Source organism: Metabacillus litoralis (assembly GCF_007994985.1).
Taxonomy (GTDB): Bacteria; Bacillota; Bacilli; order Bacillales; family Bacillaceae; genus Metabacillus; species Metabacillus litoralis.
Window position 1 is genome coordinate 285,373 of sequence record NZ_VOQF01000001.1, and the last position, 13,094, is coordinate 298,466.

A 13,094-nucleotide genomic window follows, 5' to 3' on the forward strand; every position below is an offset into this window, starting at 1 on the left:
ATGTTTAATTATGATTTTTTATAAAAGTTGTTATAAACAAATATTTTAAATATTACTTTAATTAAAACATTACAATAAAGCAACACCTTTTTTGGAATAAATTAGCATCAAACTAAAATTCACACTAAATGTCTACATAAAAACAGGCACGACTAATAAATTCGTGCCTGTTCAAATATTGCTTCAAGTTTTAAATTTAATTTTCAATTTATAAAGGTTAAGTTAACTTCTCATCTCACCTAAACTTTTATTTTTACATAATAAAAAAACTATTAATCATGTACTTTTGAGTTTCATCTTGTATTTAAAAGTACTTAGAACAATAAGAATTACAGGAATACAAACTTGTAGTGGTATATGTAAATATAAAGGAACAATTTCTAGCCCTATACGTAGATGTTCTGTTAGCCCTTCAGCCATAAAAATTGAACTCGCAAGTAGCCCCGCACCTGTAATGACTAATAAATATATTCGTTTTTGTTTTTTTATTTTAAATATCTTTTCAAGACCGTACAAAGCACCAAAATAAAAAATAGTGGTCTTAAAATAGATACCGATTATAAGAATGCCTAGAGCAATGGGATCTAACCGTTGGATAAAATTAGCTATATTCACTTTTTCTATTGCATCCATTAAAGGGAACTGTGCTGTGCCTCCTACTGTAGGTCCTAATATACTTAGAATAACTGTCATAGTTAGCATTAAAAGCGTTCCACTGAATATTAAAGAAGCTAAACCTACTTTAAAAACCTGATCCTGACGATTTAAAAATGGAAATATCATAGTAAAAACGATGATTTCTCCAAAGGGAAATGTTAATGTTAATGGAAAGGCTGCTTTTAAAACAGGTTCCCACCCTTTTTCTAAAACAGGAAGGAGATTTTCAACTTTCGGTAGTTGATCGATAAAAGCAAATATAAAGAAGAATAACGCCAATAATAGTAAGATAATAGAAAATATACTCGCTGCTCTTGCAATGACTTCTAAACCCAAGTAATAGCTGTACATCACTAGTAAAACAATGACTAAATTGACGATTACTAAAGGCGTGTTATCAAGTGCAGTAGTGATGATTAAGTCACCAAAATCACGTAATACCCTTCCTGCTATATAAAGGAAATACAAACTATAAAAAACGGCAACAACTTTCCCGATGTACTTACCTAATATATCTTCTAAGTATTCGGATAGTGTTTTATTTGCATTTTGTTTAAATAATAAGAAATAGATAATAAAAAGAATGATTCCTCCTATTAATGCTAATAAGATTGCTAACCAAGCATCTTGCTTTGCACTAAATCCTAGACCTACAACAATAGAACTACCAATTTCAAAAAGGAAAATTAGTATAAACAACTGCTTTGAGCTTATTTTATACGTATTTATGTAACATCCCTTCTTCACATCGTTTTTGAAAAAAATTCATTTCACAAAAAAATATGCTACCTAACTTAACCAAGTCATGACGACATCGCTTATTGGCTGATAAAAGAATATCAGTGCTTCTAAAGGGTTAGGTATATGTACGTTTAAGGTTTTAGCTATACTTAAACCTACTCCCAAAATCAATAGGATAGCGAACACCCATAGTTGTTTTTTCTCTTGCTTTCTAATAAGACTAGGTACTTCAGCCATTACTATTACTAATCCTACCGAAATAATGCCTATCATCATCCACACAAAGCCTTACTCCTTTATTTCAGATGTTATAGAATTCCCGATCTTTCCTAATCGACGAATCTTTATATCTGCTTTCACATTGATTTCAAGGTCAGTAAAATGTTTATCATTCCAGTCACTTTTTAGTTTTTCCCAAGCTTCTGCATTAGCTCTATGAATAGCATCACCGAACCCAAATACATCTGTACTAAAATCTTCTTTTACATTATTAATAGTCTTTTCCACAAGATTAATCAAATCTTCTTCTACTGATTTCTCTAATTCTTCAATTGTTTTTTGTTTTGTTAAATCAATGTCACATTGTACTTCCCCAACATTTCCTTCAGACTTTATATGGATTTCGATCTTGGGTGTACTATTTTCGACCTTTGCCGTCACTTCGGTTTTTGACTTTACAATCTCGAAATTAAATTTTCCTTCTTTTGGACAATTAACATCTGTTACTGTATTTTTTACGTTATTCATAATAAAGTTATATCCTTTACTTTCATCTTGATCTAGCCAACCCAACATTTTATCACTTTTAAAAACAGCCAATCCTGAATATTTTAAGTAAGCTGTCGGCTTAATTATTTCTAAGTTTTTTTGTGTTTGACCAGCAGCAGGATCGCCTATAATCTCTATACCTGTTAATACAGGATTTTTCCCTTCAGTTACCAAATCCTGTATTAATTTATCTAACGTAATAGCAGCAGTAGGTGCCCATGTCTTTTCAGAAGTTTCAAGAGAGGATACCATATTATTTGCTGGTATTTTCTCAATTGATGTTAATATGGATAAAATATTTTCAGCGCTAGTATCTTTCGCGATAACAATATAAAAATCACTTCGATATTCATGATCTCTTGAAAACATATCTAACACTTCACCTATACCTTCTTTAGCTAGAGATTCTCCTATTACGAGAACACGTAGATGAGAATGGTATATTGGTCTTGGACTTTTTGTTGTTAACTCGCGCATTGCTTCAAAAACTGTATCTTCAGTTGCAGTAAATATTCTTACCGGTAAACCCGAGGCAGCACCGCTTGTCTTTGAAGCGATTTCACCAGGTATGACAATTTGTGTAGAAATCTGATATTTCCCTTCATTATCCCTGTCTATTCCCTCGCCTACACTTATTGCAAGTTCGTTTAATTCACGACGATTCCAGCAGCCTGAACTAAACAAAACTAAGATACTTATTATAACGAGTGTGATCGATTTTCTAGTCATATAGCAGACTCCACCTTTTTTTATTTATCTGGCGGTTTTGGAGAAGGACTTTGATTCCGCTTTACGTTTTGTTCACTAATCAAACGCGGGCGTGTTTTTAAGCCCCAATGTGGAAAACGCAATAGTGAATCCTTTTGATCTTGAAGAATAAATGGCCCGAAAGGACTCATATATGGAATCCCAAATGAACGCAAACTACATAAATGTAAAATTAGTGCAATAAAAGCTGCTGTAATCCCAAATAATCCAAAGGATGCAGCAAGTCCCATAAATAAAAATCGGAGCATTCTTATAGAAATACTCATATTGTGAGCTGGGATAACAAAACTAGCAATGGCTGTTATCGCCACAACTATAATCATTGCAGCAGATATGAAACCTGCTTCAACAGCTGCAGTTCCAATAACTAACGTACCAACTATTGAAATCGCTTGACCAACTGACTTAGGCATTCTTATGCCACCTTCTCTCAAAATCTCAAAGGTTACTTCCATTAAGATCGCTTCCACAAAAGCAGGAAAAGGAACACCTTCCCTCTGTGAAGCTAAACTAATAAGAAGTGGAGTTGGTATCATTTCTTGATGGTAAGTAGTGATCGCGACAAAAAAAGATGGAGCTAATAAAGCAATGAAAAAGCATATGATTCGGAGAAATCGTATAAGTGTACTAAAATCCCACCGTTCGTAATGGTCTTCAGCAGCATGAAAGAACTCAATAAATAGTGAAGGAACTAAAAGGACAAAAGGTGTTCCATTTACTAAAATCGCTACACGACCTTCCAAAAGTCCTGCTGAAACAACATCAGGTCTTTCGGTATTATACATCGTAGGAAATGGAGAAAATGTTTTATCTTGAATAGATTCTTCAATATAATTACTTTCCAAGATCCCATCAATTTTTATTTGACTAAGGCGTTCTCTTACTTCTTTTAAGACCTTTTCATTAACAATCCCATTAATATACATAATTGATACAGGTGTTTGTGTAACTCTTCCAATTTTTTTTGTTTCTATCCAAAGATCTGGACTATTGATTTTACGACGAATCAATGCGGTATTCGTTCGTAATGTTTCCGTAAAGCCTTCCTTAGGTCCTCTTACGACAGATTCTTGAGTAGGTTCTGTGACGCTTCTATCATTCCCACCACTTATCCCTATAGTGAGCCCCTTGGTAACTCCGTCGATCAGGATAATAACATGTCCGGAAAATAAAGACGAATACAAGTTCTCATAATCCTCTAGATCTTTAATACTCCCTACTGCAACAGCTGAATCTTTAATAGAACCTAACAGATCACTCTTAGATGTATGGAGTGCATCATTGTGAAAATCAAACATTAAAGTTTCTATTATAAATTCATTTATTTGTTGGGTATCAACAAGACCATCAATATATATTATTCCAGATGATATATTTCCTTCTTGCCCTACTTTTACCTTTCTGATGATCACATCATCACTTTCACCTAGCGCTTCATTAATTAACTCTATATTTTTTTCTAAAGAAGAATACAGTGAATTTTTTATGGTTTCTTCCTTATTATCTGTAACCAATGATTTATAATCTTTTTCTGCCTTTTTAAAAAAACTTTTAAAAAGTTGCATCAACTCTCACCTTACTCTTTCATCTAAAAGACCAATATTTGCTATATATAATTTTATTGTTTGTTTTAATAACAAGATTATTCTTACTAACTACATTTAAATAGAATTTCAAGAAATTAATACATGCTCAGACCTAATTAAGAATTAAAGTATACGTTTGGGGTAATGATAAATTTATTCATAGTTTCAGCAATAGATGGTATGGAAAATATCGTTAAGGAGAAAGTGATGGATTATAGAAGGCAACAAATTAGTATTCACCAATTTACTGTATTACTTATTATTTATATTGTCGGAGATGCCATTTTAATCTTACCATCTATCATCGCAGCAGAAGCAAAAAAAGATGCATGGATAGCGGCTATTTTTAGTTTATTTATTGGAATGATTATTGTTTATTTCATATATGGTGTAAGTAAACTTTATCCTAATTTAACCATAATTGAATACAATAAAAAGGTGATGGGAAAGGTTATCGGAAGTTTGATTTCATTATTCTATTTATCTTATTCTTTTTTATATGCAGCGGTTGCTTTAAGAGAAGTTGGAGATTTTTTAACAACTGAAATATTACCCGACACACCTATTGAGGCTATACATATTTTATTTGCACTAATTGTCATTATGGCGACCCGACTTGGTTTGGAAAATATTGCACGATGTTTAGAAATTTTATATCCATATGTATTTCTGCTATTCTTCATTCTTGTAATATCTTTAATTCCTCAAATCAATTTCGAAAATGTTCAGCCAGTTTTAGAAGATGGCTTTAAACCCGTTGCTCGTGCTTCGTTAACATTCATCACCTACCCTTTTGTTGAACTTGTTATATTTATGATGTTTTTACCCTACATCAATGAAAAAGCTAGAATAAAGAAGTACTTTTTTGGGGGAGCTTTAATTGGAGGTCTTATTTTAGTTCTCTTTACAACCTTAACGATACTTGTTCTCGGATATGAACAGACATCAAGATATATGTATCCTGGTTATTCATTAGCGAAGAAAATTAATGTTGGCGCTTTTTTTTCAAGAGTAGAAGTGATCCTTGCAGGTATTTGGTTTATTACGATATTCCTTAGAATTACGATTTATTTTTATTTTACCTGTCTTGGTTTAGCTCAAGTATTAAATCTTAAAGATTACCGACCATTTGTATATCCGCTCGGAATGATTATGGTTGTCCTGTCGATTAGTATTTCACCAAACATCGTATACATAAGCGAGATGAGTTCAATCTGGCCTTTTTATGACTTAACTATTGGTGTGTTCTTGCCATTGTTATTGGTTTTAATAACTTTTATTAGGAAAAAGTCAAATAGTTTTTAACTTGTTTCTTAAGCTGTCAGAAATTCTTCAAATATACAAGGCTATTTTCGCAAACCTTGTTGCTTTTAAATATACGAGAAATCAGCACAGTATTAAGTCTAGTGGCATCTTTTCTTCATAAATAGTAGCTTTATATGCGAAAATACACTGTTTCTACTGTATATTTTGGTTACAAAGCAACAATCTTTCAGAAAAGAGCCATTTACAAACATTCTAAAAACTATCCAGCTAGTTATTGGTATTGTCAAACCGTTAATTGTTTTTAACGCTTTATCATCGATATTTAGTTTCTTTAAAAGTCTATCGGTAATAAACTTTAAACAGACTTATTTTTTCTTAATAGCTAATATAACAATAAAGTTAATCAAACAACCAAATATCAGTGAAAAAGAGAAATATACACTTATAATTCCGACACTGAAACCACCGTCAATCACATTAAAGAAAGCAAGAAGTAATGGTAAGATAAAAACTAAAATAGCCAAAACAATAAGTATAATAGTTGGTAGAAACTTTTTTGAATATGAAATTTTCATTGTCCAGTATACGGATGCTACAATGATGATTAGTGGTAACAAAAATGAAATGAAGATATTTAAGATTGATGTATCCAAGGAAAAATTCCCCCTTTTATTTCTAATTAGACACTATTTATAAAATAAGTGACCTATATATCTCTCCTATAATCCCCTCCAATTGATGAACTCCTAATTCTGAATTTGTCATAATAACGGCACCTCTACCTAAATATGGATTAGCAAACATCATACATTGGAACCCTACTCCCCAACCCAAAGAAGAAATTTCTAATTTTTTATCTGATCCTTCTAGAAACACACCTAGTCCAGTCCAGCTTTTATTATTTTGAGCTGTGATTAACTCTTTTGCTAGACTCTCTGATATACCAATGTCACTTTTCCCTTTTAAAGCATTCATGAGTTCGAGTACTAGCTTAGCTAAATCTAAAGAAGTGGTCCATAATCCTGAAGCTGCCGGATAAGGATAAATAGGATATTTCCCATCTACCACTTCACCCTTTTTGTTATGTCCACAAGAGAAGTTCTTTTTATTTATTTCTACTATTTTTGTTGTGTTTAAATAGCTGCTTTCCATTTTTAATGGAATGAAAATTAGCTCATTCACTACTAGATAAAAAGGTTTCTTTGTCACATCTTCAATTAGTTGCTGAATAATACAAAAACCAGCATCAGAGTAATGAAAATCGCTTTCCGGCTCATACCCTACGTCAATTCTAATCTTACAATAAGGTGTTTTTCCTGATAATAACTCAACCATTGAGGGTATATCTTCATATGAATTCTTTTTAGAAAAACTTCCTTCAGGGTCCAAAATTCCAGATTGATGACTAAGTAAATTTCTTAACGTTACTTTTTTACTTTTTGTATATTCATTATCAACCACTTTCCAACCTACCAGTTTTTCATTTACATTTTCATCTAAATTGAGAAGTTCTTCCTCAACTAACTTAATTACTACTATTCCTGTTAAAAATTTGCTAATGGAACATGCACTAAAAATGGAATGTTCAGTGACTTTTTGATCACTTTCCACCTCTAATAATCCATAGCTTTCTGCACCTGTAATTTGACTGTTTTCAATTGTAGCGATACTTAGACCGCTAACATTATAATGTTTCATTCGAGACTCAATATTGATATTTTTAATGTACATTTTCTTCCCCTATCTCAATTGATAGATAAATTATAACACGAATGTATGTTCTTTTGTATGTATTTGGAAATAAAAAAAAGACCAGGTATGAAAAATACCTGATATCATCTTCTTAAAATATCACCTTAAAGCTTAAAAAACTGCAGAACCCAAAATTTTTAATGTAACAATTAAGAGTTGGAATAGTTGAAGAACTGGCTAAGACTTATGAAAGAAGAAATAAAACTAATGCGATTGTTAAACCAAGACTAATCCCTACATCCTTTGTGACTTTATCATTGCTATTCATCCTTTCCCTGATTGTTATCAGCTTTCCGAGAATCACTAATAAAAACGGGATGATCACTAAGGTCTTTGAAAGAATTGGACTAACAATAGTCAAATCTGATATCAGTGGGATAAATGTCAGAAAAATTATGAAGAGTAAGGCTATTATATAGAAAGAGTATTTCAAGTGATAAATTTTGATTTTGGAATACCTCCTAATTTACAAATTTGAACATTGTCTCATATCTAAAATGTTATTTTTATAGTTTTTAATGTACTAAACTTTTAGGTTGATTGTAGCGAAAGGTGCGAAACTCCTGCGGGAGAAGCTCACCGCACTTTCCAAGGGAAAATCGTTCATTGAAAAAGCCGGTAATTTGGCTTTTAAATATCTTCCCCGCGGAAAGCGAGCATCCTGTAGGGCAGATCAGCCTCCGCTAAAACTTTTTAAATAACTGCAAAGTTTATGGAATAAACTTATTTCTAATATTCACTATTACCAATTTTAACATATATTGATTACAGTATTTAATACTATTATTTGATAGAAAATTCTCTTCAATCCGCGAAAGTACTCATTATTAACTCTAAGCAGGTAAAGTATTTGAATTCATCTATCATTCTATTTATTCTTAAAATAATAAGAATGTAAAATTAAAGCGACAATATGTTCTTGATTTGATTGTTTACTATCGATTACTTTAACATTACTCATCAAATTGTTCTGTTTTAAAGTTGCAAATAATTCTTCGTTATTAGTTAATGAAATCTTAGAAGTAAGAGTTGATGCAGATGAGGAGTATTCTATTTCATTAAATTTATATGTAATTGCTTCTTTTAATTTTGTTGTGTTAGTAACGTTAATTTGTGTAGTTGCATTCCCGATTTGTTTTCCATTTTTATAAATCTTCCACTGATCTTGATTAGATAGCCTTTTTTCACGGTACCAACGAACATCATAATTAGTTTGATCAATTTCGATATCTAAACATAAATACCAATTTTCACCGAAAATATCACCAAAAACATATTGCCATTTCTGTGGAAAATATCGTTTTATGTACCCTCTTTTGACTGTTGCCTCATAAAGTGGCTTTTTAATGAGCAATGATTTTTGCAAACTATAAAAAGACCAGCCAGCAATGTCTTTAGGAAAATAGGAACGTTCTTTATCCGCTAATTTTTTACTAATAAGAAACATAACTACCGCAGCAATTGGAAGTAAAAAAATCATAGTAAACGATAATGGCTCAAATGCACCATATATAAGGTATCGAGCTAGTGCTGTAAATAGTAACAAAACAAATAGTAATAGTAGCTCAAGCATGACATTTCACCTCGATCATAAATATCATTTTAAAACACGCTAATACTTCTAATTTCTTGCTTCACGAAATGATAGCCGGTGAAATGTATTAAAATACACAAATAACTCCTCACCAGTAACTTTTTTCGAATTTGTAATGAGTGGTATATACATAGCATGGTAGGTTTCCAGTACCCAAATGTAATGATGAATATACTCGGTTATCAAAAAACCACACGATCTCCAAAAATGGATACGTTTTTTATTTTCTTCTGTTTCTGCTGCCTCAGTTTCAACAATTAATTTATGAAACCCCTCAGCACTAGCTCTATCTCTAAGGTATTGAACAAATTGTTTACCAAGTCCTTGACCACGTTTGTTCCCTGTTATCGCTAAATAATCAATGATCATAATACGATTAGATGATAGTTTCCCTGTAAGTGCCATACCTACCGCTTCAGAATGGTTGTATCCCACATGAAGCTCAGCGAGACTTTGATTTAGCATATTTTTTATTACTTTAATCGGCTTTGCACCCTTATCTCCAAATGCCTCGAAATAAATCGGACTAACATCATGCCAGATTTCATCATTCCAAGAACAAACTGTTTTAATGTTCATCAAGATTACTCCTAACTTCTTAAAAATATAAGTATTTTTACCAAAGCTGGTATCGTAAACTTTGTTACGTCTAGACATATGAAGAAAACAGCACTGCAGAAAGTATAAGGTTAAATAGAAACAATCATTTAGAAAAGAGTATTTACTTCAAAACCGATTACCTTATCTCTTCAATTTTCCTCAAAACTAATTCTTCAGAAATACCTAACTCTTGCTTTTTTTCGATAAACATTGCTTTATTATAAGGACCGTACACTTCTCTAGAATCACATTTTAAAATCCAATAATAACTTTCACTTTTGTTAACAATTTGTATATCATTTTCGCCTTCCGGGTCATTCTTTAATCGAAATTGCTTTGCTAGTATATAATGATCATCCCAAGCCACTTCAGTTACTTTAGGTGGAATAACATAGCTTCCCCACATGTTTTCATTTTCTTTAGGTGCTATAAAAACTTGATCAGCTGATGTTCTTACAACAGAAAATTCAGGTCAACATTGTAATCTGAGATTCCTGGACAACCTGTTAGTATAAGTAACAGTAATGGTAAAAGTATAAAATAATAAATCGTTCGTTTTTTCACCTTCAACTCACCATTTTACCCATAGTTTATTATCATATTTTAGGCATTCTAAATTAGTTATTTATGTTGATTTTTTGTTAAAAAGTAACTACTACTTCCCATTATAAATCCCCCAAGAATACTTAATAATATACCGATAACAATCCAATGAGTTGATAAATATATACCTGACATCAACATCACTATTCCTATAATTGACAAAGCAATTGTTTTGTACATGACAATCCTCCACACAATTTTATTCTACTTAACTATTATACAAAACTAGTAAAAACAGACTTGATTTAGTTAAATAACCACTTCCCAAAGATTTCGTACCAAATATTCTCTATAGAAACCAAAATGATAACTGCTAATACAAAAGCTGAGGTCGATAGAAGTAACTTTACACGCAGTCTTGTTTTGAAATTTTTATATAAATTCCCAATTATACTTGCAATTAAAAGTACTAAAGGAATACTTATACAAATGACCAATAAATCATCAAGAGTAAATGGACTACCCATGTAGGAATCTGCAAAATAGTTAAGAAATAAAATAATGATAAATAATATGAGTTGATAACCACTAAATTTCAACCAGTTCATTTAAAAGCTCCATTCAAAATTCTTTACAATCATAAAATATAGATATAGACATTAATTTGCATCGTTAATGTAAACCAACTTAAAACTCACGCCTAATTTTAACATAATCTACTAAATCTTTAGTCTAAGATTTAAACAAAAAACAATCCCTTTAGATTTGTGTTGACCATCCAAAGGGATTTTCTTTTATGAGAGTGAGATTTTAAATAATACTTTACTATCTTTAATAAGAAACATCTTTCTTTTGAAAAAAGTAAAATGTTAATGTTAAGAAAATGATAAAGTAAACAGATAATATTGTTAGTGAAAACCCAAGTGTTGCTCCTTCAAACAATGGCAGTGATTCAGAAATATAGCCTCTAAGATCAAGATGCGGAAATAATATAAATTTCAACCATTGGTTTTTTTCAACAAATGATTGGATAAGTAAATTTAAAGTAGATGATGCAAATAAGATAAATATAGATACACCAACTGCAATTGATTGATTTTTAAATAAAGTGCTTAACATAAACGCTAATGTTGTAATAACCAAGAATCCAGGGATCCAATAAACAAACATATTAACTACATAATCTCCAACTATGATAGGTGTAAATTCAAAGGATGCTGGATCAATAATTTTATCAGTATAAGCACCATTACCAAAGAGCAATGTACCTATTAAAAAGCTTGATGCTAGTAATATGAGAATTAATAACCCTGCATATATAACAGAAACAATATATTTAGATAATAATATTTTCCATCTCTTATAAGGTCTAATAAGTAATTGTTTAATTGTTCCATCTGCAAACTCAGACGATACCGAGGAACTGCATACAATTACAACGAATAATGTAATAAACGATGTTAAAAGAGTTGTCCAATCTGCCATATATGTCCAGTTTGTACTTAAATTAGGATTCATATTAGCATCTAAAAGTTGTGTATTGTAGGCAATATTCTCCATCAGCATTGTTTTTTCTTCTTCATCAATATTTTCATCTTTTAATGCTTTCTCATTTTCTTGTATATTTGTCGTTAATTCTTCTTTCCAGTTTTCATTTGTATTTTCACCATTTATCTTCATTTCAATAAATGCCGTTCCGATTACTGCGATTAATATAAAGACGATGAATAAATAGGTAGACACCTTTTGGAATATTTTCATCCATTCATTTTTTAGTAAAGAGATCATACTGACTTCCTCATTTCTTGCTCAGTTATTTCAAAGAATTTATCTTCGAGTGACTTTTTCGTAACGTTTATTTCATAAACAGCTATATTATTTTTTATGAATGAACTGTTTATAGCAGCTGTTTCTTCACGTGTTGCTGACAAAGTAATTATATGCTGATCTTGTTTCAAAATTGGAGACGTAGTGAATTCTTCTTTAAGAATGTTCACTGCTGTTTCTACATCACTAACAGTAAAAACAACTTCATTGATCGCATCGACTATTTCTTCCGCTTTAGAATTTTCTTCATCATAAATGAGATGACCTTTTTCAATAATGGCAAATCGATCACACATTAATTGCATTTCTGATAAAAGATGTGAAGAAATTAAAATACCTACTCCTTCACTAGCTAATAATTTTAAATGATCTCGAAATTCACGAATTCCTTGAGGATCTAGTCCATTTGTTGGTTCATCAAAAATTAATAAAGCTGGTTTATGTAATATTGCTTGTGCCACACCAAGTCTTTGACGCATACCTAATGAGTAGGTTTTTACTTTTTTGTCAATGGCATGATCTAATTTTACTAATTTCACCACTTCATCTATTCGTTCAGGGGAAATCTTACTTGATGACATACGAGCATAGTGAAGAAGGTTTTTTCTACCTGTCATATATTTATAGAATTCAGGATTTTCTACAATTGCCCCTAATTGACTCATTGCTTTTTCAAAATCTTTATCAAGATCAAACCCATTTATCATGACTGATCCACCTGTACGATTAATTAGACCAGTAATCATCCGAATAATCGTCGTTTTCCCAGCTCCATTCGGACCAAGAAGACCAAAAATCTCATTTTTTTTAATCGTAAAATCCACATTATTAACAACGACAGTTTTCCCTATTTTTTTAGTTAAGGATTGTACTTTTAAAACAGCTTCAGACATAAATACATACCTACCTCTAGTTTATTTAAATGCTTTTATTCCATCTTCACTTATTTATCTTTTTATTATCGTAACTTTTTCATTTCTACTATGTTCTAC

General features: G+C 31.3%; 13 protein-coding genes and 1 pseudogene. 1 reads left to right on the plus strand and 13 read right to left on the minus strand.

The genetic code is table 11. The annotated features are described in order from the left end of the window. Window positions 1–276: 276 nt before the first annotated feature. Genes FS935_RS01565 through FS935_RS01580 form a run of 4 tightly spaced genes read right to left on the minus strand, consistent with a single transcriptional unit; the run spans window position 277 to window position 4,499 of the window. Complete coding sequence (locus tag FS935_RS01565) at window positions 277–1,404, minus strand: GerAB/ArcD/ProY family transporter (protein WP_275669550.1); 1,128 nt, start codon at window positions 1,402–1,404, stop codon at window positions 277–279. Between the two features lie 42 nt (window positions 1,405–1,446). After that, the gene (locus FS935_RS01570; protein WP_146945768.1) at window positions 1,447–1,680 is read right to left on the minus strand and encodes a hypothetical protein; all 234 of its coding nucleotides are present in this window, start codon (window positions 1,678–1,680) and stop codon (window positions 1,447–1,449) included. Window positions 1,681–1,686: 6 nt separating this feature from the next. Beyond that, window positions 1,687–2,895, minus strand: coding sequence for a Ger(x)C family spore germination protein (locus tag FS935_RS01575; RefSeq protein ID WP_146945769.1), 1,209 nt, complete (start codon window positions 2,893–2,895; stop codon window positions 1,687–1,689). A gap of 20 nt (window positions 2,896–2,915) precedes the next feature. Next, window positions 2,916–4,499 (minus strand): spore germination protein, encoded by a 1,584-nt coding sequence (locus tag FS935_RS01580; protein ID WP_146945770.1) that lies wholly within the window; start codon window positions 4,497–4,499, stop codon window positions 2,916–2,918. A gap of 165 nt (window positions 4,500–4,664) precedes the next feature. Here FS935_RS01580 and FS935_RS01585 point away from each other — a divergent pair, with 165 nt between their 5' ends. Continuing rightward, window positions 4,665–5,825 carry a GerAB/ArcD/ProY family transporter gene (locus FS935_RS01585; protein ID WP_240050783.1) on the plus strand — a complete coding sequence of 387 codons (1,161 nt, stop codon included), beginning with the start codon at window positions 4,665–4,667 and terminating at the stop codon, window positions 5,823–5,825. A gap of 326 nt (window positions 5,826–6,151) precedes the next feature. Here FS935_RS01585 and FS935_RS01590 read toward each other — a convergent pair whose 3' ends face one another. From FS935_RS01590 to FS935_RS01625, 9 genes and pseudogenes are all read right to left on the minus strand, one after another. Then, window positions 6,152–6,439 carry a hypothetical protein gene (locus FS935_RS01590; protein ID WP_146945771.1) on the minus strand — a complete coding sequence of 96 codons (288 nt, stop codon included), beginning with the start codon at window positions 6,437–6,439 and terminating at the stop codon, window positions 6,152–6,154. 37 nt (window positions 6,440–6,476) lie between these two features. Then, on the minus strand, window positions 6,477–7,517 hold the full coding sequence (locus FS935_RS01595) for a serine hydrolase domain-containing protein (protein WP_146945772.1): 1,041 nt from the start codon (window positions 7,515–7,517) through the stop codon (window positions 6,477–6,479). 889 nt (window positions 7,518–8,406) lie between these two features. After that, complete coding sequence (locus tag FS935_RS01600) at window positions 8,407–9,111, minus strand: hypothetical protein (protein ID WP_146945773.1); 705 nt, start codon at window positions 9,109–9,111, stop codon at window positions 8,407–8,409. Window positions 9,112–9,159: 48 nt separating this feature from the next. Further along, window positions 9,160–9,711, minus strand: coding sequence for a GNAT family N-acetyltransferase (locus FS935_RS01605; RefSeq protein WP_158638500.1), 552 nt, complete (start codon window positions 9,709–9,711; stop codon window positions 9,160–9,162). A 157-nt stretch (window positions 9,712–9,868) separates the two neighbouring features. Then, window positions 9,869–10,189 (minus strand): annotated as a pseudogene (locus FS935_RS01610) (DUF3997 domain-containing protein); the annotation flags it as partial. A gap of 164 nt (window positions 10,190–10,353) precedes the next feature. After that, on the minus strand, window positions 10,354–10,515 hold the full coding sequence (locus FS935_RS23560; RefSeq protein ID WP_168714452.1) for a hypothetical protein: 162 nt from the start codon (window positions 10,513–10,515) through the stop codon (window positions 10,354–10,356). 65 nt (window positions 10,516–10,580) lie between these two features. Continuing rightward, window positions 10,581–10,883 carry a hypothetical protein gene (locus FS935_RS01615; protein WP_146945776.1) on the minus strand — a complete coding sequence of 101 codons (303 nt, stop codon included), beginning with the start codon at window positions 10,881–10,883 and terminating at the stop codon, window positions 10,581–10,583. A 223-nt stretch (window positions 10,884–11,106) separates the two neighbouring features. Beyond that, window positions 11,107–12,063: a DUF2705 family protein gene (locus tag FS935_RS01620; RefSeq protein ID WP_146945777.1), complete on the minus strand. Its 957-nt coding sequence runs from the start codon at window positions 12,061–12,063 to the stop codon at window positions 11,107–11,109. Next, on the minus strand, window positions 12,060–12,995 hold the full coding sequence (locus FS935_RS01625; protein WP_146945778.1) for an ABC transporter ATP-binding protein: 936 nt from the start codon (window positions 12,993–12,995) through the stop codon (window positions 12,060–12,062). The genes FS935_RS01620 and FS935_RS01625 overlap by 4 nt, the downstream gene beginning before the upstream one ends. Between the last annotated feature and the right edge of the window lie 99 nt (window positions 12,996–13,094).